The following is a 22,106-nucleotide window of genomic DNA, read 5'->3' on the forward strand; positions in this document are numbered from 1 at the left end:
GAAGATTGCGTTCTATTGTAGGAGCGAGCCTGCTCGCGAAAAACCCGAGAGCGCCGCGGGGTGCCTGGTTTCACGCGTTATCGTTGACGACCATCGCGAGCATGCTCGCTCCTACAGTAAAAAAACGCCCCGAACCAGTCGGGGCGTTTGCAGAGGTTGCGGCCTCTATTGAGTGCCGGTCAGCGAACACCCTCCTGGCGCAGTGCCGCCGGGGTGAAGTCACTGGTGGTGGCGGTGAAGCCGAAGTCATACGCCGACTTTTCTTCGTTCTTCATGCCCAGCGCCAGGTAACGGCCCGATTGCAGGTCGTACAGGGTTTCCAGGGCGTACCACGGTACTTGCTTGTCGTAGTAGTTCTCGGCATGCGCCTCTGCAACGCGCCACAGTTGGTTGCGACCGTCGTAATGGTCGATCACTGCCGCCTGCCAGGTGTCTTCGTCGATGTAGAAGTCACGCTTGGCGTAGATGTGACGCTGGCCTTCCTTCAGGGTCGCCACCACATGCCAGACCCGGCGCAGCTCGTAGCGAGCCAGGTCCTGGTTGATGTGGCCGGCCTTGATGATGTCGGTGTACTTGAGCTTCGGATCGTCAAGCTTGTAGGCGTCGGAGGCGATGTACATCTCTTTCTTGCCTTCGAGCTTCCAGTCGTAACGATCCGGCGCACCGTTGTACATGTCCAGGTTGTCGGAGGTACGCAGGCCGTCGGCAGCGGTACCCGGACCGTCATAGGACACTTGTGGCGCACGGCGTACGCGGCGCTGACCGGCGTTGTAGACCCACGCCGAACGCGGCTCCTTGACCTGGTCGAGGGTTTCGTGGACCAGCAGTACACCACCGGCCAGACGCGCAGGCGCGGTCACTTTCTGCTTGAAGTAAAACAGGATGTTGCCCGGGTTCGCCGGATCGTAGTCTTTCATCTTGTCGCGGAACACGAACTGATCCTGGAAGTACACCAGGCTGAACGAGCCGTTCGGCTGTGGCGTGGCCTGCGTCACCAGACGGGTCACGCTGCCGCCACGATAGCGGGTGATGTGGTTCCAGATCACTTCAACACCGCTTTTCGGAATCGGGAACGGAATGGCGGTTTCAAAGTTCTCCAGGCCGTTGCCACCGGACACCAGCTTGGTGTTGGTGGCGTTCTTCTTGATGGCGGCGAACACGTCATCCGGCACGGTGGCACCGCGGTGTGACGGGTACACCGGCATCTTGAAGGTTTCCGGGTAGCGCTTGAACATCGCGTACTGACCCGGGGCGAGCTTTTCCTTGTACTGGTCGACGTTCTGCGCCGTGATGGTGAACAGCGGTTTTTCACCTGGATACGGATCGGACAAGAAGCCCTTGCTGTCGACGCTGCCGGCATTTTTCGGCAGAGGTTTCCAGGCCGGAATCGAACCGTCGGCATTGCCCGCCATTTCGGCGCCCATCGGGGTCAGGCTCTTGCCCAGCTTGTCCGCTTCGGCCGCCGGGACCGCTGCCATTACGCCGGTCGCCAGCAGCGAAAGCCCTAGGACACCGACGTGGAACAGACTCTTGGTTATTTTCATATGTGTGCTCGTCCTGAAAATACAGTGCTTAGAAGTTCACGCCGAAGCTGAGCGCAACGAAGTCGCGGTCATCCACGGTGGTGTACTTGCCGTCGAAGAAGTTGGTGTACGCCAGGCTTGCGGTGTAGGTGTTCTGGTACTCGGCATCGACACCCAGGCTGACCGCTTTGCGACCTTCCTCGAAGTTGCCGCCAGGGCCAGGGGAGTAACCTTCCACGTCGTGGGACCAGGCCACGTTCGGCTTGAGGTTCACACCGGCGAATACGTCGTTGTATTCCCAGATGGCGCGACCGCGATAGCCCCAGGAGTTGGCAGTGGTGAAGCCGTCGTTTTCGCAGTAGCGACTGACGTTATTTTGCGGCCCGCCTGCCAGCGTTCCGCTGTTCAATGCTACGCACTGGTTGTTTGGCAATGGACCAGGGCCATAGCTCGGGTCACGGCCGTAACGCGCCTCGGAATTGCTTTCCAGGCCGCCGACGTGGGTCCAGCCGACCTCACCCACCAGGGTCAGGCGCTCGGCGCCCATCACCTGGTCGAAGAAGTGGGTCAAGGTCGTTTGCAGCTGGGTCACTTCCTTGCGGCGATAACCTTGCTGGTCCTGCCCTGGCGAGCCCTGGAGCACGGAAACGTTAGGGTTCAGCGGCGTCAGGCCGGAGAACAGGATGTCGGTGGTGTTGAGCTGGACTGGCGCATTCGGCCGGTAGCTCAGTTCACCACTCCACGCGGTGCCTGTCGGCAAGGTGGTGGAGAAGCTCAAGCCATACAGGCGGATATCTTCAGGGTACTCGACGTAGTAGTTGGAATTACCCGCCACTACCAACGGCAACAAGGTCGGTGCCAGGCCTGCCGCAACACCCAGTGGCACACCGGCGCCCACCAGCCCGCCCACCAGACCTGCTCCACTGTAGGCGCTCGCCGGTGCCCCTTGACCACTGAAAATCGGCGCACGGCTGTGGTAGTTCATGAAGTAGGCACCGAATTCGGTATCCAGCGGATCGAACATGTACTTGAAGGACACACCGAACTGGCCGCTGTCACGGGCGTCGCGATCCGGGCCACGACGAACGATCACGCCTTCGTCCGGGTTACCCCAGGTCACGCCCCTGGCGCCGAGGGTGTTGATCGCGGCATTACGCAGTCCGGCCGGCAGCCCCGCCGCCGCCAATGCATTGTTGAGCCCGTTCTGGGTGCGCAATACAGCCAGGTTTTGGTCGCAACCATCGGCGATCACGTCCGGTTGCGAGAAGAAGGTGCCGCAGTTGTCGGCAACCGTCTGGTCCCATTCGATCTGGTAGAAGGCTTCGGTCGAGAGATTCTCGGTCAGGCTTTGGGACACGTAGAACATGTTGACCGGGATCAGGCCTTCCTTGATCTCGGCACCGGGACGACGGAATGCGGACACATCGATCGGGTTGATCGAGTTGATACCGCCGCCGATGAAGGTACTTTCACCCCAGCTCACCACTTGCTTGCCCAGACGTACGGAACCCGGCTGATCGGCAATGGCGTAGTTGTGATAGACGAAGGCGTCGAGGATCTGACCGCCAGAAGACTTGGCGCCTTCCTTGCGATTGTCGTCGCTGATGTCCTTGAACGGACGGCTCTCGTCCTTGAGCTCAAAGTCGTACCAGTATTTGCCACGGACGAAAATGCCGGTGTCGCCATACTTCAACTCAAGGTCATGGATACCCTTGAAGATTTTCGAGAAGGTTTCACCGCTTTTGAAGTTCAGGTGACCGTCATCGGAAGTCTGGGACAGGCCGCGACCGCCGTTGTTGACGCCGATGAGGTTTTTGTTGGCGCTTTCAGTAGACCAACTCGCACCGACCGACAGGGAAGAGTCGAATTGACCTTCGATTTCCCCGATGTTGAAACTGACGCCGAATGCAGGCCCGGCGAGCGTAGAGGCAAGGCTGACGGCCAGAGGCAGTTTAGCCCGGCGCCAGAACTGGTTTACTGATGTCATCGACGCTACTCCATGTGCATTTTATTGTTATGGCAAATAGCACTTCTAAAAACGCTTGGATAACAGGGAGCCATGGCTTCCCAAAGTCATTCCAAAGTTGCATCGCCCCGGTTTGTGCGTTTGCTCCGTTCTTAAAAATCCTTGAGCGGACTATAGCCAGCAGGTAGTAGTGCTTGATCCCTCTAAAGTGTGATTTGCGCCTGCCAGCCACTCTGGAACAGTCCTTTGCCATGCCGACACCCGTCGGCACGGCAAGAATGGCTGAAAATTCGGATTTGACAAGCCAAGCGCTTGCTTGGTGGGGCTGGCGTGCCCTTTTGAGCACGCCGAGAGACGCTTAAAGCGTCGAGAGGAAGGCGCTGTTGTTGGCCTGCCATTCGGTGATGTCGACGCGAATTCGCTTCTTGTCGAGCTTACCGACACTGGTCTTGGGAATTTCAGTAACAATGGCGATCTGGCTCGGAATGGCCCACTTGCTCAGGTGCCCCAGTTCCACGAACGGCTTGAGATGCTCCTTGAGTTCCCGGGCTTCGATGGCCTGGCCCTCGCGCAGCACCAGCAAGGCAAACGGCCGCTCTCCCCACTGCGGATCGGCAATCCCCACCACTGCTACTTCGCGTACCGCCACGTGGCGACTGATCAGGTCTTCGAGGTCCAGGGAGGAGATCCACTCGCCCCCGGTCTTGATCACGTCCTTGATCCGGTCGCGAATGTCGATCACACCCATGCTGTCCAGGGTTGCCACGTCCCCGGTGTGCAGCCAGCCACCGGCCCAGAGCTCGGCGCCCTTCTGCGGTTCGTTGAAATAGCCCTCGGTAAGCCACGGCGCGCGCAACACCAGTTCGCCCTGGGTTTCGCCATCGGCGGGCAGGAAGTTGCCTTCGGTGTCGACGATCGCCGCTTCCACCAACGGCCCTGGCACACCGGCCTTGATCCGGTAGGTGGTGCGTTCGTCCTCAGTTCCGGCCATCAGTTCATCATTGAGGTGCGCGCAGGACACCAACGGCCCGGTCTCCGACATGCCGTAGGCGGCGGTCAGCTGAATGCCCTTGGCCTTCGCGGCTTCGTACAGCGCACGGTTGAGCGCGCTGCCACCGATGACGATTTTCCAGCCACCGAAGTCGGTGTCCTGGGCAGCCTTGGCGTTGAGGACCATTTGCAGGATGGTCGGCACGCAGTGCGAGAAGGAGACCTTTTCCTTGCGCCACAACTCCACCAGGTACTCCGGATCGTAGCGTCCCGGATACACCTGCTTGAGCCCGAGCATGGTCGCCACATAGGGCAGGCCCCAGGCATGCACGTGGAACATCGGCGTGATGGGCATGTACACGTCGTTGGTGCCCAACAGACGCACGCTGTCGATCGCCCCCATGATCGTCGACACCCCCATGGTGTGCAGCACCAACTGCCGATGGGTGAAGTACACGCCCTTGGGGTTGCCGGTGGTGCCCGTGGTGTAGAACGTGGTCGCCACCGAGTTTTCGTCGAAGTCCTGGAAGTCGTACTGCGGGCTTGCCGCTGCCAGCAATTGCTCGTACTCACCGACGAGGTTTGGCAGGTCGGCGGTCTTCTCCGGCAGGTCGGTCAGGAGCAGGGTTTTCTCGACCGAGGTCAGGTTCCCGGCAATCGCGTTGTACAGTCCGACGAATTCGCTGTTGACCAGGACATAGCGGTCCACGGCGTGATTCATGGTGTAGAGGATCTGCTCCGGCGACAGGCGCACGTTGATGGTGTGGATCACCGCGCCGATCATCGGAATGGCGAACATGCATTCCAGGTATCGGTGGCTGTCCCAATCCATCACCGCCACGGTATCCCCGGGCTTGACCCCGGCAGCCGTCAGCACATTGGCCAGCCGTGCGACCCGTTCGATCAGGGTCGGATAGCTATAGCGCAACTGGTCGCGGTAAACGATCTCGCGGGTTTTCTCATAACGCGCGCCGGACATCAGCAGCCGTTTGATCAGCAGCGGATACTGGTAAGCGCCTTCGGCTGGGGGGATAACGCGAGTCTGCAACATAAGAATCCCTTTTCTGACTGCTCGGTCGTGACTGTAGAGTAAGCACTGTAGTGCCCCTTATCGCCAGCCAAATCAGCCAAAGGGATGATTTGCAGAACCGCGCGAATGCCGGCATTGCGCCAGCATTCGCGAGTAATCGTGGACCGTTACGCTCAGTGCATCTCGGTAAACGCGAGTTTCACACCAATGGCGATCAACACCGCGCCCATGGTCCGGTCGAACCAATGACCCATGCGGGCGAAACCGGCGCGCACGCGCTGCTGGCTGAACAGCATGGCCACCAGGCAGAACCAGATCGCTGTCGCCACCGCCAGGTAAACCCCGTAACCGGCCTGCACCGCCAGCGGCGTATGCGGATTGATCACCACGGTGAACAGCGACAGGAAAAACAGCGTGGCTTTCGGGTTCAGACCGTTGGTCACGAACCCCGAAGTGAAGGCGCCCCGCGCGGTGCGCTCGCCGGCTTCCTTGTGCAGATCGTCGGTCACGGCCTTGGCCGGTTGCGCCCGCAGCGCCTTGAAGCCGATGTACAGCAGATAAGCGGCGGCGGCCCACTTCAACGCGTTGAACAGAACGATCGACTGGGACACGATCAGGCCGATGCCCAGCAGCGAGTAGCCAACGTGGAGGAAAATCGCCGTACCGACGCCCAGCGCCGTCCAGGTACCGGCGCGACGACCGTGGGTCACGCTTTCACGAACCACCACGGCAAAGTCGGGCCCGGGGCTGGCCACGGCCAGCAGGTGAATCAGCGCAACGGTCAAGAACTCGGTCCAGTACATGGGGGCTCCTTTAGGCCAAGCGTAACTATTTATTTCATCTGGTAGGCTCGGCAGATTACGCCTTCAGTTCATTGCACAAAAGGTACAGTTGATGACGAACATTCACCGCGCTGTTTTCCTCGACCACCCGTCCCTGGACTTGGGCGATCTCGACCTCAGCCCTCTGCGCGAAGCTTTCAGCGAACTGCAGTTGTTCGCCCAGACCCTACCCGATCAGGTGATCGATCATCTCAAGGGCGCCAGCGTCGCCATCACCAACAAAATCCGGATCGACGCGGCCGCCATCGCTGCCAGTCCCGATCTGAAACTGATCCTGATCACCGCCACCGGCACCAACAACGTCGACCTCGCGGCCGCCCGTGCCCATGGAATAACCGTGTGCAACTGCCAGGGTTACGGCACGCCATCCGTGGCGCAACACACGATCATGCTGCTGCTCAACCTGGCAACGCGCCTGGCCGACTATCAGAAAGCCGTCGGTGAAGGGCGCTGGCAACAGGCCAAACAGTTCTGCCTGCTGGATTACCCGATCGTCGAGCTGCAAGGCAAGACCCTCGGCCTGCTCGGTCATGGCGAATTGGGCGGCGCGGTCGCGCGACTGGCCGAAGCCTTTGGCATGCGCGTGCTGCTGGGCCAGATTCCGGGGCGCCCCGCCCGGCCAGACCGCTTGCCGCTGGAACAACTGCTGCCGCAAATCGACGCGCTGACCCTGCACTGCCCGCTCAACGAACACACCTGCCACTTCATCGGGGCCCCTGAATTGGCGTCGATGAAACCCGGCGCGTTCGTGGTCAACACCGCCCGTGGCGGCTTGATCGACGAGCAGGCGCTGGCCGATGCCTTGCGCAACGGTCACCTGGGCGGTGCCGCCACCGACGTGCTGAGCGTGGAGCCGCCGATCAATGGCAATCCACTGCTGACCCAGGACATTCCACGTCTGATCGTCACCCCGCACAACGCCTGGGGCAGTCGCGAAGCGCGGCAACGAATCGTTGGCCAATTGACCGAAAACGCCCAGGGATACTTCAACGGTAAGGCGCTGCGGGTCGTCAGTTGATAAACTGCGGCACTTTTTTTCACAGGAGCAGTTATGGATCCGCGCAGTGAAGTACTGCTTCGTCAGGCTGAGTTATTCCAGGGCCCGGTGCTGTTGGCCGGTCTGCCCGCCGACGACTTGTTGGGCCGCCTGCCCGACGCCCATGGCTGGAGCTGGCACGCCGGCGATCAGGCCGCGCTGGATGCGCGCTTCGCCGAGCGCAGCCATTTCGGTGTTAACGCGCCTGAGCGCGCATTCGATAGCGCCGTGGTGTTTCTGCCCAAGTCCAAGGACCTGACCGATTACATCCTCAACGCTCTCGCATCTCGGCTGGCCGGCCGCGAGTTGTACCTGGTCGGAGAGAAAAAAAGCGGCATCGAAGGTGCAGCCAAACAGCTGAACCCGTTTGGTAAACCACGCAAGCTCGACAGTGCGCGGCATTGCCAGCTCTGGCTGGTCACCGTGGCCAACGCACCAGACGCCAAACCGCTGGAAAGCCTGGCCCAGACCTATGAATTGCCGCTGGCCGAAGGCCCGTTGAAAGTCATCAGCCTGCCAGGCGTGTTCAGCCACGGTCGACTGGATCGCGGCAGTGCGCTGTTGCTGGAACATCTGGATAAACTGCCAAGCGGCCACTTGCTGGACTTCGGTTGCGGCGCAGGGGTGTTGGGCGCAGCGGTGAAACGCCGTTATCCCCACAACCAGGTCACGCTGCTGGACGTCGATGCCTTTGCCGCTGCCAGCAGTCGCCTGACCCTGGCGGCCAACGGTCTGGAAGCAGATGTCATTACCGGTGACGGCATCGACGCGGCACCGATGGGATTGAGCGCCATCCTGAGCAACCCGCCCTTCCATGTCGGCGTGCACACCGATTACTACGCAACAGAAAATCTGCTGCGAAAAGCAGCCAAACATCTAAAAAATGGCGGCGAACTTCGGCTTGTCGCCAATAGCTTCCTGAAGTATCAACCGCTGATCGAAGAGCATCTCGGGGTGTGCGCCATTAAGGCCGAGGGCCAGGGCTTTCGCATCTACCGTGCAAAACGCGGATAGAAATTTGTACTTGCCGAATGGGTTTTGCAAGGGCAGAATCCGCTCCGTCCTAGGGGAGTAGTCTCCCACGAGCACCATGCTCGTCCGGCATGCGTCAACATACTTGGTCAACAGACCATGGCGCATGCGACCCAAGCGTCCGCATCAGACGGATCGCAGGGTTTGACAAGACCTATGACACGAACACCTTACCCGGGGCGGGAAGGCTGTACGTGTCATAGCCGTGTCGACCCGCCCCTTAGGAAAACCCCTGATGCTGGATTCACTCCTGGTACCCACCGCAATCGTTGCCTTGGCCGAAATCGGCGACAAGACGCAATTGCTCGCGCTCATTCTCGCCGCCCGTTTTCGCAAACCCTGGCCGATCATCGCCGGCATCGTCGCCGCGACCCTGGCCAACCATGCGGCAGCCGGCGCTGTGGGCGCTTGGGTTGGCAGTTTCTTCTCCGACACGATGCTGCACTGGATTCTCGCCGCGAGCTTTGCCGCGACGGCGCTGTGGACCCTGGTGCCGGACAAAATGGACGATGACGAAGCCAGTACCGCCCGCAAGTTCGGACCGTTCCTGACCACGTTGATTGCGTTTTTCCTCGCGGAGATCGGCGACAAGACCCAGATCGCGACCGTGATGCTCGCCGCGCAATATCCTGAACTGTGGCTGGTGATCATCGGCACCACCCTGGGCATGTTGATTGCCAACGTGCCGGTGGTTCTGGCGGGTAATTTTGCAGCGGACAAACTGCCATTAACGTTGATCCGTCGACTGGCGGCGTCGGCGTTTTTCATCCTGGCGATTGTTGCGGTGTACAAGGCGATGCAGAGCAGCGGGTGGGTTTGACGGTGTAGGTCGGTAGACCGCGTTATCGTTCTTCGCGAGCAGGCTCGCTCCCACAGGGATCACTGTCGATCACAAAACCAATGTGGGAGCGAGCCTGCTCGCGAAGGCGCCAGCGGCCTCACCGCATCTTTATCAGTGCTTCCTGGTCTGCTCGTAAAGCGGCATGACCTTCGGGATCGCCGCCTGCAACGCAGCAATACGACTCGACGACGCCGGGTGAGTACTCATGAACTCCGGCGGCGAACCTTCCGACGCCTTGGCCATCTTGTTCCACAAGGTGATCGCGGCGTTCGGGTCGTAGCCGGCGCGGGCAGCCAGTTCCAGACCAATCAGGTCCGCCTCGTTCTCATTGGACCGGCTGTTGGGCAAGGTCATGCCGTAGTTGGCCACGGCATCGGCGAGAGCCAGGCTGCCCTGGCCCAGGCCGAACAAGGCACCGGCGCCCTGCTTGGCCATTTCCATGCCATAGGCCTTGGACATCGCCTCACGACCGTGCTCGCGCAGGGCGTGGGCGATTTCGTGGCCGAGAATGGCGGCGATTTCATCATCGGTCAGCTTCAGGCTGTCCATCAGGCCGGTATAGAAAATGATCTTGCCACCAGGCCCGCAGTTGGCGTTGAGCTCATCACTCTTGATCAGATTGACTTCCCACTTCCACTGGGCCGAATCCGGACGAAAAATCGGAGCCTGGGCAATCAGCCGATCGGAAATCACCTGGATGCGCTTGGCATCGCTGCTGGTCTTGTCCAGCACTCCCTGGCTGCTCGCCTCGCCCACCGTCTTTTGATAAGACTGGGCGTACATCTGATTGACCTCATCAGTGGACAGCATGCTGAACATGTATTGCTTGCGTTCAACACCCACGGCGCCACCGCTGGTGGTGTTGACCGACTGGCAGCCGGCGAGCAGCAGCGCTGCGCCCAGTGCACCTACAACCAGAATCTTGTTCATCGAAAACTCCATGAAAACTACCGCCTATCCTAGGCGTGGAAATGTATCGACGCCAGATACACTGAAGATAAGACGCCTGTTTCGAGCAAAGCACTCATCAACGCAGGAAAAAATTCACGCCCTGTAGGAGCGAGGCTTGCCCGCGAAGATTTTGGTCCAAACACCGCACCTTAACCGGGCGTCAAACACTCCGGCCCATTGAGCTTCGGATCATTGACCATGTTGGCCAGCACCCGCTCACGCAACGCAGCGGGTTCGCTGGCGAGCAAGGCTTGCAAGGCATGCAGAGGCGTCTCGGGATCGAGCCAGATTTCCTGCCCCACCTCATCGAGAATCAACGGTCGACGCTGACTCGCCGCCGCTTGCGTGATCACCGCCGTGCTCAGCCACACCTGCTCCTGGACAGGGTAGGCCTCCCAGATGGCGGCAAAAAACAGCGACGAGCCCTCACCCGGTGTCAGCCAGTAAGGCCGCTTGCGAGTGGTGCCGCGCCATTCGTAGAAACCGTTGGCCGGCAGCAGGCAACGACGCTCGCGCAGGGCCTGGCGGAACATCGGCTGTTCGGCAACGGTTTCGGCCCGGGCATGGGCCGGGGTGCGGGACAAGTCGGTCAGCCACGGCGGTGTCAGGCCCCAGCGGGCACGGGCCAGTTCACGTTGACCGTCCTGGCCTGCGCGCAGCATCAGCACCGAATCATTGGGGGAAATGTTCCACTGGGCCTGTTGATCGGCCGGAAAACCTGGAAGGGTCGCAAAGTCGCGATTCCAGCGAAACAGGGCATAACGTCCACACATGGGGCAGCACGACTCTTGATCAAACGAACGCCAGCCTAACAGACCAGCGTGCCGGGAAAGCTGTCCGGTTCATCGCCGGACAGCGGCAGTGCAGCATTGTACGCGGCGATCAGCTCGCGGGCGTATTCAGCCTGGTCATTATCCACCGCCAGCCCCAGCAGACCGAAGATCGGCAATTCACCAGAGCCGCCGACCAGATCTCGCCCCACCAGATGCGCTTCGATGCCTTCGCTGGCGAGCATGCCCTGCAGCAACTCGCCTTCCATCAGGTTTTCCGGTTCGTAGACTCGCTGCATACACACCCCTCATTCGTTTTCACTGAAAACTTCGAGATGCCATTCATCACCGTGAACTTGCAGAACAAAGGTTATCGGCCGGCAACAGACCTGACAGTCCTCGATATAGGTTTGATCACCTCCGGATAAATCCAGCGAAGTCTCAACCGCCTCACCACAATACGGACATTCATACTTCGCAGTTTCCAGCATCGCGGTCTCCCAGGTGACTTGTGCGTATAATCGCCGGTCTATTTGCAGGGCTATTTTTGTCTGACTACTTTTTCAGACCGTGCCCCGCTGGTTTTCTATCAAAACCTTTACTTACCCTAGCCGTTTCTAACAAGAGAGCATGATGGGCGAATTCGATGCCATCCGACCTTACGACGATAGCGAAGTCCCAGCGGTGCTGGCACGACTGCTCGGCGACAAGGCGTTTCTAGATATCCTCACCCACTTCCGCTTCCCGCGTTTTGCCGGCGCCTTGGGCTGGGCGCTCAAACCTCTTATAGCTCATCGGCTGCGCCGCGAGTTCGCTGGCATCACCTCGGTGGCCACCTTGCAGGACAAAGTCGAGTACTACGTCGACCACACCATCGAGCGCGCCACGGACGGTGTGACGTACACCGGTGTGGAACAGTTCAAGTCCGGCAGTGCCTATCTGTTTATCGCCAACCACCGTGACATCGTGATGGACCCCGCCTTTGTCAATTACGCCGTGTACCACGCCGGCCTGCCGACCCCGCGCATCGCCATCGGTGACAATCTGCTGCAAAAGCCCTTTGTCAGCGACCTCATGCGCCTGAACAAAAGCTTCATCGTGCACCGCTCGATCACCGGTCGCCGCGAGAAAATGGCGGCGTACCAACTGCTGTCGGCGTACATCAACCATTCGATCCGCAACGATTGCGCCTCGATCTGGATCGCCCAGGCCGAAGGCCGGGCCAAGGACGGCGACGACCGCACCGAGTCGGCGATCCTCAAGATGTTCCACATGAGCCGCAAGGACGAGCCGTTCGGTGAGGTCATCCGCTCGCTGAACCTGACCCCCGTGTCGATCAGCTACGAGTACGATCCGTGCGACCAGGCCAAGGCCCGCGAACTCTACATCCGCGCCACCACCGGCACCTACACCAAGGCCCCGGGCGAGGATGACGTGAGCATCGCCAAGGGCATCACCGGCTACAAGGGCCGGGTGCACGTGAACTTTGCGGCGCCCATCACCGAGCTGTTCGAAGACACCAAGCAATTGGCGGTCGAGATGGACAGGCAGATCCTCGGCGGCTACCGCTTGTTCCCGGTGCACTACCTGGCCTACGCCCAATGGCAGGATGCCGATCCGCAACTGCAGGTGCCAAGCGCCAGCAAGATGTTCCCGGCCGACGAACTGGCCAAGGCTCAGGAACAATGGCAGCAACGCCTGGATGCCTGTCCCGAGGAACATCGCCCGTTCCTGGTGCTGCAATATGCGACCCCGGTGCGCAATCAGTATCGGGTGAAGGCTGGGTTGCCGCTTTAACCGCTTGTGGTGAGGGGATTTAGCGAATCGTCGCACCGCCCCGTTCGGCTGCGAAGCAGCCGCAAATCTTGAAAATACGGTGCATCTAAAACACCGTCGTCAGGTTTTGGGACTGCTACGCAGTCCAACGGGGATAAATCCCCTCGCCACAAAATCCCCTCACCACAAAAATCCCCTCCCCACTGAAGCCCCTCACCACAGTGTTCAGACGCGCGTGCTGATCCAGGATACGAGCAGCGCCAAGCCGAGGCAGGCAAAACCGAAGCGGTAGAAAAACCGGTTCATGCGCAGGGTTGCCCAATCCAGCGTTGGCTCCTGAGTAGGACTGCTCTGGCGCTGCGCCTGCAGACTGGCCATCGCGCGCTGTTCACGGCGACGCGTGGCGTGCAGCAGCCAGCTGCCCGGAAAGGCAAGGAGCAAGGCAAGTAGATTGATCAATTTGGCGGGATGGGCGGTTAACAGCGTCATCAAATGCAGCGACATCACAAACCTCAAACAAAACCGTGGGCTGCAGGCACCTCACCTGCGACAGCGGGCGAATTCTACCGAAAGCCTGCGCACCTGCCCCTGCTTTTGCGACAATTAACGAATCAAATGATCAATGGCCATGAAAAAAGCCCGAGGCCATTGCTGGCATCGGGCTTTGGGCATCTGGCGAACAGTTTATTCGCCGAGAACCTGACCCACGGTTGGATCCTTGAACAAGCGGGTCAACGCATCGCTTAACACGTCGCTGACCAGCTTGGTGTTGGTTTCCTGGTTCGGCGCCATGCCGAAACGCTGGTCCAGGGACGCGCCATAACGACCGCTGTAACGACGGTTGGCATTCTGCACATCGGAACGGAAGGTCGCACCAATGGTTGCCTCGGTCACGTACATGCCTTCTTTAGGCGACTGGTACTTCAATTCGGCCAGGGTCACGGTGATCTGTGGCGCGTTCAGCGCATTGGTCGTCGGGGTGAAGCCCAGCAACCGCACGGCCGCTTCGGCCTGCGCCTGCAGTTTCGGCAGGATCTGCGCGCCCTGCACGGTAATCGCGCTGGTTTCAGGGTACAGACCACCACGGGTGCCCAGGGTTGGCGACGGACGCCCGTCGACCACTCGCACCACCACCGGCTGGCCGTGGCCGACCGGCGCCAGTTGAGCCGTCAGCTTGGGTTCCGGGTTCAGTTGTTGCGGGCTGTGGGCGCAGCCGACCAACGTCAAACTGGTCACAGTGATCAAACCGAACAACAGGCGTTGCAACATACTCTTCTCTCCAGAATCAGGCACAAACAGGTCCGCAGTATAGCGGTGCGCCACTGCAGCGAACCAGCGCAACAATTGCAGAAAATTCTGACAAATCTTTCAGAAACGGCCTCCTGTCACACATCTGTCACCCCCCATACACTTGCACGTAACGGCTCGCTGCCATTCTCCCCAGCAGTCACCCACAAGGTACTTCGCCATGCGCTTTCTCGTTTCGCTGTTCGCCCCACGCCCACGGCACCGCAGCTTTGCCCTGCTCGACAGCAGCGGCAATTGCCAGGCATTCAAGCAGTGCTGCCTCCAGCCCATGGGCGATGGCTGGGTCGAAATCGAAGAAATTCGCCTCAACTGGCTGCAGCAACCCCTGCCTGCCAGCGCCCGCGTCAGCCAGCATCCACCGCGCTCACGGGCACAGCACCTGATGGCGACCTGACCAGACGCCTAATAAAAGTCATTAAACACGACCAATTCCCTGCGTTTCTTCGCTACAATCTCCCCCCGATTATAAGGACGTCTCCTGATCGGGCCTCGCAGCATCGTCAATGCTTCGGTTTTGGCACCCCGCACCGCCCACAGAGAGCCGCCCACACAGATCGAGTGAAGCTGGCGCGCTTGCTGTTCCTTTGGCAAAACCTCCACTTTTCGCGAATCTGCAGAGCTGTCATAACGCTCGGTCACTGAGCTGTTTGCCCGTTTTGCCTGTCATGTATTTCATGGCGGCAATTCATTCGGGCACGGTGCCAGGCTGGGACAGCCCTTTTTTGAGGTTCACGTCTCCAAAAGAGCGTGAAAAAAACGGGTTTTCACAACTTCACAAGAGTGTGGCGAGCAAATGAATAGTTTTGCGTCTGAATATGCACCATTAGCGTCCAGTACAGCCCAACGACACAGGACCGAGTACACCTCGAATACCGGAGCCTGAAGCCTGTCCGCTACGGATTTGGTTGCACAAGCGGATGTATCGACCATAAGTCGAATTGCCAGTCGCACGTTGAAATGAGTTCATATGACTCTTATTAGACCCGGCAGGTAGCGTCCGTCGAAGTTGCGAAAAATTGCGAAGATTCGGACATGGCGATACTGCCATGAGTTCGAGGGGCATCACTGACTCGCCCCGGAACGCCTGGCAGCCATGCCGACAATTTGGTGCTGCAGATTTTGGAGACGCGTTAAATGGCGCATAACGAAGCAGTCGACGTAGTACTGGTTGGGGCCGGCATCATGAGTGCCACCCTCGCGGTACTGCTCAAAGAGCTCGACCCCGCGATCAAGCTGGAAGTCGTCGAGCTGATGGATTCCGGTGCCGCGGAGAGTTCCAACCCGTGGAACAACGCCGGTACCGGTCACGCCGGCCTGTGCGAGCTGAACTACACGCCGCAGGCAGCCGATGGCACCGTCGACATCAAGAAAGCCGTGCACATCAACACCCAGTTCGAGGTGTCGAAGCAGTTCTGGTCGTACCTGACCAAGAAAGGCACGTTCGGCTCGTGCAAATCGTTTATCAGCCCGGTGCCACACCTGAGTTTCGTTCAGGGCGAGAGCGGCGTGTCCTTCCTCAAGGAACGCTTCAACGTGCTGAGCAAGCACCACGCCTTCGACGACATGGAATACACCGAAGACAAGGCCAAGATGGCCGAGTGGATGCCGCTGATGATGCCGGGGCGCGATCCTGGCGAAACGCTCGCGGCCACTCGCGTGATCAACGGTACCGACGTCAACTTCGGCGCCCTGACCAACCAGTTGCTCAAGCACCTGACCAGCGCCCCCGATGCCCAGGTCAAGTACTGCAAGCGCGTGACCGGCCTCAAGCGCAACAACGGCGGCTGGACTGTCAGCATCAAGGACGTCAACAGCGGCAACAGCCGTGAAGTCGACGCCAAGTTCGTCTTCCTCGGTGCCGGTGGCGCGGCATTGCCGCTGTTGCAGGCTTCGGGCATCGAAGAGAGTAAAGGCTTCGGCGGTTTCCCGATCAGTGGCCAATGGCTGCGTTGCGACAACCCGGAAGTGGTCAAGCACCACCAGGCCAAGGTCTACAGCCAGGCTGCCGTGGGCTCGCCACCGATGTCCGTGCCGCACCTGGACACCCGTGTCGTCGACGGCAAGAAATCCCTGCTGTTCGGACCTTACGCCGGTTTCACCACCAAGTTCCTCAAGCACGGCTCCTTCATGGACCTGCCGATGTCGGTTCGCGCCGGCAACATCGGCCCGATGCTGGCGGTGGCGAAAAACAACATGGACCTGACCAAGTACCTGGTCAGCGAAGTGATGCAGTCGATGGAGCAGCGCCTGGAGTCCCTGCGTCGCTTCTACCCTGAAGCGAAAGCCGAAGACTGGCGCCTGGAAGTGGCCGGCCAACGGGTGCAGATCATCAAGAAAGACCCGAAAAAAGGCGGCGTCCTGCAATTCGGTACCGAACTGGTCGCGGCCAAGGACGGCTCCCTTGCTGCCCTGCTCGGCGCCTCGCCAGGTGCCTCTGTGACCGTTTCGATCATGCTGGAACTGATCGAAAAATGCTTCCCGGGCAAAGCCAAGGGTGAATGGGCTGCCAAACTGGCAGAGATCTTCCCGGCCCGGGAGAAAGTCCTGGAAACCGACGCGGCGCTGTATCGCAAGATCAACACGCAGAACAACATCGCCCTGGAACTGGTTGAAGCCAGCAGCGAGACTGAAAGCTACGCTTGATCCGGCTCCATGAAAAACGCCCCGTCCATCATTGATGGCGGGGCGTTTTTTTATGCATTTAAAAGATCGCAGCCTCGCTTCGCGAGACAGCTCCTACAGGTGCAGGCGATCCATGTGTAGGAGCTGTCGAGTGAAACGAGGCTGCGATCTCTTGATTTTTAACCGCGAGCCTTTCTGATCAGCTCGATGTAATCCGGCGCATTGCGCTGATCCTGGATCAGGGCAACGAAGTCTTTGCCGTGCTCATCCTTGCCGTCCAAATCCAGGCCTGCCTCGACGAAGAATGTCAGGAAACGCTCGAAATCGTCGATCCGCAGACCACGGTAAGCCTTGATCAGCTTGTGCAGGGACGGAGAAGTCGCGTCGACCGGTTCGAAATCGAGGAACAACTTGATCTGCTCATCGCCGATCTCGTCACCAATCACTTGTTTCTTATCTTTACGCATTGCCGACTCCAGCTCGCAGACATTTCACGGGGCGGGCAGTTTACCCCTGCGCGGGCGCCGGGCTCAACGCGGACGAACAGCCCCGGTGTGCAGATCGGCCCAGATGTGGCCGTTGGCGTAGCTGAGAAACTGGCAATAGACCGTATCGTTACGCAACAAGTCGATGACCACCCGGTATTGAGCCAGCGGGTAATAAAGCGTCAGCGTTTTGCTCTTGTCGTCGTAGAGCGGTTTTTTCAGGCTTTTGCTTTCGCCATCGAAATTGACAAGTACCTGACTGATGGTCGCGCCCTTGTTCAAGGATTTGCCCTTGAGGCGAATCATCAGCGGCGAGGTGACGGGGATCGGCTGCTGGCTGGACTGGCGCTGACTGCCGACCACCACCGAATACTCGGTGACTTGCAGCAGTTGTTGCTGCTCCGGTTCCGCGTCACGCAGGGTCAGGTCATCCGGCGGCAGGAACTGCCCGTGCATAGGTGTCGGAGCGGCCGCCAGGGGTAGGCTGAGGGTCAGCAACAGGGCGGCACAGCAGCGGATAAACAGACTCATGACAGGCTCCAAGGATGAACGCGTCCCTGTAGGAGCGAGCATGCTCCGGGCGGCGTTCCGACGATGGTCGTCAACGATAACGCGGGAAACCAGATGCCCCGCGGTGACCTTGGGTTCATCGCGAGCATGCTCGCTCCTACGGGGGGGGTAGTGATCAATCGAACTGCGCGCGCATCCAGGCCTGATACTCGGCAACACCGGGTTCGCCTTCACGTGGCGCCCAATGCGCCAGCTCACCTTCGCCGACCGGACGATAGGGACCCGCCTTGCACTCGAACATCAGGCTATCGGCTTCGAGCACCACCAGGCCGTGGAACACTCCCGTAGGCAAGTCCACGCCGACACAGTCGCCACCGGCCTGCAGGACCGTCTTGCTCAGGACAGCGCCGGACTCATCGAAGATCAAAACGCCCAGCCGCCCCTTGAGCACCAACAAGGTTTCGGCCTTGTTGTCGCCCAGGTGACGATGAGGCGGGATATACGTCGAAGGTTGCAGCCCCACGGCCATGCGATGGCAGGCGTCTTCCATCTGGTGGAAGTTGTGATGCTGGCGCCCGCGAGGGTTGGCCGCGGCTTTCTCGGCCAACTCGGCGAACAGGGTCTGATCAAGAAAGCGAGGCGTGGTCATGTCTTACATTCCTTTAACGGCAAAAATCCCGTTGGCGTTACGCCAGTAGCCTTTGTAGTCCATGCCGTAGCCAAAGATGTAACGGTCGATGCACGGCAACCCGACGAAATCGGCCTTCAGGTCCGGGCGAGCCTTGCGGTCGTGGTCCTTGTCGATCAGCACGGCAGTGTGCACTTTACGTGCGCCGGCGTGTTTGCAGAAGTCGATGATCGCGCCGAGGGTGTGACCTTCGTCGAGGATGTCGTCGATGATCAGCACGTCACGGTCGATGAACGACACTTCCGGCTTGGCTTTCCAGAACAGCTCGCCGCCGCTGGTTTCGTTGCGATAGCGGGTGGCGTGCAGGTAGGACGCTTCCAGCGGGAATTGCAGGTGCGTGAGCAGCTTGCCGGCGAAAATCAGGCCGCCGTTCATCACGCAGAACACCACCGGGTTGCTGTCCGCCAATTGTTCGTTGATGTGTGCACCGACGCGGGCGATGGCCGCCTCGACTTCAGCTTCGGTGTACAGGCAGTCAGCCTCTCGCATGATTTGACGGATATGCTCGAGATCAGCGGACATGGCGCTCTCCAAGGGGGTGACGGATTCAGGAAAAGCGGGCAAAGGTACGCATCCAGCGAGGCCAGATCAAGCATTTGTGGACTAACGTACTCTATGTCTATAGGACAACACCCTCGGATAGATTAATCTAGGCCGGTTTTTTTGCCCGCCGCCGGAGCCTTTCCCATGCCCATCCTCGAGATCCGCCACCCGCTGATCCGTCACAAACTTGGCCTAATGCGCCGCGCAGACATCAGCACGAAGAATTTCCGCGAGCTCGCTCAGGAAGTCGGTGCACTGCTGACCTATGAAGCCACCAAAGACCTGCCGCTGGAATCCTACGACATCGAAGGCTGGTGCGGCACCGTGTCGGTCGAGAAAATCGCCGGCAAGAAAATCACCGTGGTGCCGATCCTGCGCGCCGGTATCGGCATGCTCGAAGGCGTGCTCAGCCTGATCCCGGGTGCCAAAGTCAGCGCCGTGGGCGTAGCCCGCAACGAAGAAACGCTGCAGGCCCACACCTACCTGGAAAAACTGGTTCCGGAAATCAACGAACGCCTGGCGATGATCATCGACCCGATGCTCGCCACCGGCAGTTCGATGGTCGCTACCATCGACCTGCTGAAAAAAGCCGGTTGCCGTGACATCCGCGCCATGGTGCTGGTCGCCGCGCCGGAAGGCATCGCCGCTGTGGAGAAGGCTCACCCGGACGTGACCATCTACACCGCTTCCATTGACGAGAAACTGAACGAGCACGGTTATATCATCCCAGGCCTGGGCGATGCCGGTGACAAGATCTTCGGCACCAAGCAGAAGGACGCGTGAGCATGCAGCAAGAGTTCAACGATCCGCTCTGGCGCACGGTGCTGTCCGGCGCCCAGATGCTGTTCGTGGCCTTCGGCGCCCTGGTGTTGATGCCGCTGATTACCGGCCTCGACCCGAACGTGGCGCTGTTCACGGCGGGCCTGGGGACGATTCTGTTCCAGATCGTCACCGGGCGTCAGGTGCCGGTGTTCCTGGCGTCGAGCTTTGCCTTCATCACCCCGATCATTCTCGCCAAGGGTCAGTTCGGCCTCGCCGCGACCATGGGCGGCGTGATGGCGGCCGGTTTTGTCTATACGTTCCTCGGCCTGGCAGTGAAGATCAAAGGCACCGGCTTCATCGACCGCCTGCTGCCGCCGGTGGTGATTGGCCCGGTGATCATCTCCATCGGCCTGGCCATGGCGCCGATCGCCGCCAACATGGCGATGGGCAAGGCTGGCGACGGTAGCGAACTGATTCATTACCAGACGGCGATGCTGATCTCGATGCCGGCATTGCTGACCACCCTGATCGTCGCAGTGTTCGGCAAAGGCATTTTCCGCCTGGTGCCAATCATCTCCGGTGTATTGGTGGGTTTCGCCATGGCGTTCTACTTTGGCGTGGTCGATACGGCAAAAATTGCTGCCGCTCCATGGTTCGCGATCCCGCATTTCACTGCCCCGGAATTCAACTGGCAGGCGATTCTGTTCATCGTTCCGGTGGCCCTGGCCCCGGCCATCGAGCACATCGGTGGCGTGATCGCCGTGGGTAGCGTGACCGGTCGCGATTACCTGAAGAAGCCTGGCCTGCATCGCACCCTGCTGGGCGATGGCATTGCCACCACCGCCGCCGGCCTGTTCGGTGGCCCACCCAACACCACGTACGCTGAAGTCACTGGCGCGGTGATGCTGACCAAGAACTACAACCCGAAAATCATGACCTGGGCGGCGATCTTCGCCATCAGCCTGGCATTCATCGGCAAATTCGGTGCGCTGCTGCAAAGTATTCCGGTGCCGGTGATGGGCGGAATTCTCTGCCTGTTGTTCGGCTCGATTGCGGCCGTGGGGATGAACACGCTGATTCGCCACAAGATCGACCTGGGCGAAGCGCGCAACCTGGTGATCGTTTCGGTGACCCTGGTGTTCGGCATTGGCGGCGTGCTGGTCGGTACCGGCACCGGCCCGGACGACTTCGGCCTCAAAGGCATCGCGCTGTGCGCGGTGGTGGCGATTGCGCTGAACCTGATCCTGCCGGGCAATGACAGCTGGAAGCACAAGAAGGCAGAAGAGCCGCTGATTTAACAGCTTGATTCCATCGGTGCCTGAGCGATAGTTATCGCGAGCAAGCTCGCTCCCACAATTTGGAATGCATTTCCCTGTGGGAGCGAGCTTGCTCGCGATGCTTTTAAAGCACCAACGGTGCCCTTTCGCACAACGCATTCAACGCCTTCGCCCAATGCGGGTCGTCGTTGAGGCACGGCACCAGCACCAACTCCTCCCCCCCCGCTTCGCGGAATTGCTCCAGCCCGCGATCGCCGATTTCTTCCAGCGTCTCGATGCAATCGGCCACGAAGGCCGGGCACATCACCAGCACTTTCTTGACCCCGCTTTTGCCTAGTTCATCAAGGCGAGCCTCGGTATAGGGCTCGATCCACTTGGCTCGCCCCAGGCGCGACTGGAACGACACCGACCATTTGCCGTCCGGCAATCCCATGCGCCTGGCGAACGCTGCGGCGGTGCGCAGGCATTGACCGCGATAACAGGTCGCGACCACTTGCGGTGGTGCACCGGCGCAGCAATCGCCCCCGCCTTCGAAGCTGTGGCCCGGGTTGAGCTTCGTCAGGTGCCGCTCCGGTAAACCGTGGAAGCTCAACAGCAGGTGATCGAAGTCCTGTTCCAGATAAGGCCGGGTCGTGGCCACCAGCGCATCGAGGTATTCCGGCTGATCGTAAAATGGCTGGAGCACCGATAGCTGCACATCGAGCTTCTTCTCGCGCAGTACACGCTTGGCTTCTTCGATCACCGTCGTGGTGGTGCTGTCGGCAAACTGTGGATAAAGCGGCGCCAGCGTGATCCGTTTGTGACCCTGAGCTACCAGGCGCACCAGTGCCGACTCGATCGACGGCTCACCGTAACGCATCGCCAGCTCCACCGGGCCGTGATGCCACTGCGCAGTCACGGCCTGTTGCAGGCGCCGGCTGAGCACCACCAGCGGCGAACCCTCATCCCACCAGATCGACGCGTAGGCATGCGCCGACTGCTCGGGGCGCTTGATCAGGATCAGCGACACCAGCAAGCGCCGCAGCGGCCAAGGCAGGTCGATCACATACGGGTCCATCAGAAATTGATTGAGGTAACTGCGCACATCCGCCACCGAGGTGGAGGCCGGTGAGCCCAGATTGACCAGAAGCAATGCGTGATCGGTCATGCAACGT

The 22,106-nt window shown here is 60.0% G+C and carries 23 protein-coding genes and 1 riboswitch; of the genes, 8 read left to right on the forward strand and 15 right to left on the reverse strand.

Annotated features, from left to right (window positions below):
* Positions 1 to 179 precede the first annotated feature (179 nt).
* The 4 genes from ACA054_RS27175 to ACA054_RS27190 form a co-directional block, all read right to left on the reverse strand.
* Complete coding sequence (locus tag ACA054_RS27175; RefSeq protein WP_497686964.1) at positions 180 to 1,544, reverse strand: DUF1329 domain-containing protein; 1,365 nt, start codon at positions 1,542 to 1,544, stop codon at positions 180 to 182.
* 28 nt (positions 1,545 to 1,572) lie between these two features.
* Entirely contained in the window at positions 1,573 to 3,510 is a 1,938-nt protein-coding gene (locus ACA054_RS27180; RefSeq protein WP_497686965.1) for a DUF1302 domain-containing protein, read from the reverse strand.
* 337 nt (positions 3,511 to 3,847) lie between these two features.
* Positions 3,848 to 5,530, reverse strand: coding sequence for a fatty acid--CoA ligase (locus ACA054_RS27185; protein WP_497686966.1), 1,683 nt, complete (start codon positions 5,528 to 5,530; stop codon positions 3,848 to 3,850).
* Between the two features lie 152 nt (positions 5,531 to 5,682).
* A complete protein-coding gene (locus ACA054_RS27190) occupies positions 5,683 to 6,312 on the reverse strand; it encodes a LysE family translocator (protein ID WP_008060238.1) in 630 nt (209 codons plus the stop codon).
* A gap of 91 nt (positions 6,313 to 6,403) precedes the next feature.
* On the opposite strand from ACA054_RS27190, the gene ACA054_RS27195 reads away from it, so the two are divergent.
* The 3 genes from ACA054_RS27195 (at position 6,404) to ACA054_RS27205 (ending at position 9,239) form a co-directional block, all read left to right on the forward strand.
* Entirely contained in the window at positions 6,404 to 7,369 is a 966-nt protein-coding gene (locus ACA054_RS27195) for a 2-hydroxyacid dehydrogenase (protein WP_497686967.1), read from the forward strand.
* Positions 7,370 to 7,402: 33 nt separating this feature from the next.
* Positions 7,403 to 8,401 (forward strand): methyltransferase, encoded by a 999-nt coding sequence (locus tag ACA054_RS27200; protein ID WP_497686968.1) that lies wholly within the window; start codon positions 7,403 to 7,405, stop codon positions 8,399 to 8,401.
* 39 nt (positions 8,402 to 8,440) lie between these two features.
* Positions 8,441 to 8,565, forward strand: a riboswitch (yybP-ykoY riboswitch).
* A gap of 89 nt (positions 8,566 to 8,654) precedes the next feature.
* Positions 8,655 to 9,239 carry a TMEM165/GDT1 family protein gene (locus tag ACA054_RS27205; RefSeq protein WP_008016665.1) on the forward strand — a complete coding sequence of 195 codons (585 nt, stop codon included), beginning with the start codon at positions 8,655 to 8,657 and terminating at the stop codon, positions 9,237 to 9,239.
* A 132-nt stretch (positions 9,240 to 9,371) separates the two neighbouring features.
* Here the strand turns inward: ACA054_RS27205 and ACA054_RS27210 are convergent, their stop codons facing one another.
* From ACA054_RS27210 to ACA054_RS27225, 4 genes are all read right to left on the reverse strand, one after another.
* Entirely contained in the window at positions 9,372 to 10,190 is an 819-nt protein-coding gene (locus ACA054_RS27210; protein ID WP_497686969.1) for a M48 family metallopeptidase, read from the reverse strand.
* A gap of 170 nt (positions 10,191 to 10,360) precedes the next feature.
* Positions 10,361 to 10,984: an SOS response-associated peptidase gene (locus ACA054_RS27215; protein ID WP_497686970.1), complete on the reverse strand. Its 624-nt coding sequence runs from the start codon at positions 10,982 to 10,984 to the stop codon at positions 10,361 to 10,363.
* A 35-nt stretch (positions 10,985 to 11,019) separates the two neighbouring features.
* Entirely contained in the window at positions 11,020 to 11,280 is a 261-nt protein-coding gene (locus tag ACA054_RS27220; RefSeq protein ID WP_497686971.1) for a putative signal transducing protein, read from the reverse strand.
* 9 nt (positions 11,281 to 11,289) lie between these two features.
* Positions 11,290 to 11,472: a CPXCG motif-containing cysteine-rich protein gene (locus tag ACA054_RS27225; RefSeq protein WP_497686972.1), complete on the reverse strand. Its 183-nt coding sequence runs from the start codon at positions 11,470 to 11,472 to the stop codon at positions 11,290 to 11,292.
* 139 nt (positions 11,473 to 11,611) lie between these two features.
* On the opposite strand from ACA054_RS27225, the gene ACA054_RS27230 reads away from it, so the two are divergent.
* Positions 11,612 to 12,778 (forward strand): 1-acyl-sn-glycerol-3-phosphate acyltransferase, encoded by a 1,167-nt coding sequence (locus tag ACA054_RS27230; RefSeq protein WP_497686973.1) that lies wholly within the window; start codon positions 11,612 to 11,614, stop codon positions 12,776 to 12,778.
* A gap of 204 nt (positions 12,779 to 12,982) precedes the next feature.
* Here ACA054_RS27230 and ACA054_RS27235 read toward each other — a convergent pair whose 3' ends face one another.
* Both ACA054_RS27235 and ACA054_RS27240 read right to left on the reverse strand, forming a co-directional pair.
* On the reverse strand, positions 12,983 to 13,261 hold the full coding sequence (locus ACA054_RS27235) for a hypothetical protein (protein WP_497686974.1): 279 nt from the start codon (positions 13,259 to 13,261) through the stop codon (positions 12,983 to 12,985).
* Positions 13,262 to 13,441: 180 nt separating this feature from the next.
* A complete protein-coding gene (locus ACA054_RS27240) occupies positions 13,442 to 14,026 on the reverse strand; it encodes a YajG family lipoprotein (protein WP_497686975.1) in 585 nt (194 codons plus the stop codon).
* A gap of 199 nt (positions 14,027 to 14,225) precedes the next feature.
* On the opposite strand from ACA054_RS27240, the gene ACA054_RS27245 reads away from it, so the two are divergent.
* Positions 14,226 to 14,459 carry a hypothetical protein gene (locus ACA054_RS27245; protein ID WP_497686976.1) on the forward strand — a complete coding sequence of 78 codons (234 nt, stop codon included), beginning with the start codon at positions 14,226 to 14,228 and terminating at the stop codon, positions 14,457 to 14,459.
* Between the two features lie 740 nt (positions 14,460 to 15,199).
* Positions 15,200 to 16,708, forward strand: a complete 1,509-nt coding sequence (mqo, locus tag ACA054_RS27250; protein ID WP_497686977.1) for a malate dehydrogenase (quinone) — start codon at positions 15,200 to 15,202, stop codon at positions 16,706 to 16,708.
* A 158-nt stretch (positions 16,709 to 16,866) separates the two neighbouring features.
* Here the strand turns inward: mqo and ACA054_RS27255 are convergent, their stop codons facing one another.
* The 4 genes from ACA054_RS27255 to ACA054_RS27270 form a co-directional block, all read right to left on the reverse strand.
* Positions 16,867 to 17,154 carry a PA4642 family protein gene (locus ACA054_RS27255; protein WP_497686978.1) on the reverse strand — a complete coding sequence of 96 codons (288 nt, stop codon included), beginning with the start codon at positions 17,152 to 17,154 and terminating at the stop codon, positions 16,867 to 16,869.
* Positions 17,155 to 17,217: 63 nt separating this feature from the next.
* Positions 17,218 to 17,703, reverse strand: coding sequence for a hypothetical protein (locus ACA054_RS27260; RefSeq protein WP_497686979.1), 486 nt, complete (start codon positions 17,701 to 17,703; stop codon positions 17,218 to 17,220).
* 154 nt (positions 17,704 to 17,857) lie between these two features.
* Entirely contained in the window at positions 17,858 to 18,331 is a 474-nt protein-coding gene (locus tag ACA054_RS27265) for a WbuC family cupin fold metalloprotein (protein WP_497686980.1), read from the reverse strand.
* Positions 18,332 to 18,334: 3 nt separating this feature from the next.
* Positions 18,335 to 18,892: a hypoxanthine-guanine phosphoribosyltransferase gene (locus tag ACA054_RS27270; RefSeq protein ID WP_201194381.1), complete on the reverse strand. Its 558-nt coding sequence runs from the start codon at positions 18,890 to 18,892 to the stop codon at positions 18,335 to 18,337.
* Positions 18,893 to 19,057: 165 nt separating this feature from the next.
* Between ACA054_RS27270 and upp the strand changes: the two genes are divergently transcribed.
* Together upp and ACA054_RS27280 are read left to right on the forward strand one after the other, a co-directional pair.
* The gene (upp, locus tag ACA054_RS27275; RefSeq protein WP_017340734.1) at positions 19,058 to 19,696 is read left to right on the forward strand and encodes a uracil phosphoribosyltransferase; all 639 of its coding nucleotides are present in this window, start codon (positions 19,058 to 19,060) and stop codon (positions 19,694 to 19,696) included.
* Between the two features lie 2 nt (positions 19,697 to 19,698).
* Entirely contained in the window at positions 19,699 to 20,973 is a 1,275-nt protein-coding gene (locus ACA054_RS27280; protein ID WP_497686981.1) for a uracil-xanthine permease family protein, read from the forward strand.
* A gap of 103 nt (positions 20,974 to 21,076) precedes the next feature.
* Here ACA054_RS27280 and hemH read toward each other — a convergent pair whose 3' ends face one another.
* Positions 21,077 to 22,099 carry a ferrochelatase gene (gene hemH, locus ACA054_RS27285; RefSeq protein ID WP_497686982.1) on the reverse strand — a complete coding sequence of 341 codons (1,023 nt, stop codon included), beginning with the start codon at positions 22,097 to 22,099 and terminating at the stop codon, positions 21,077 to 21,079.
* Positions 22,100 to 22,106 lie beyond the last annotated feature (7 nt).

It is taken from the genome of Pseudomonas sp. LBUM1653 (assembly GCF_059716115.1).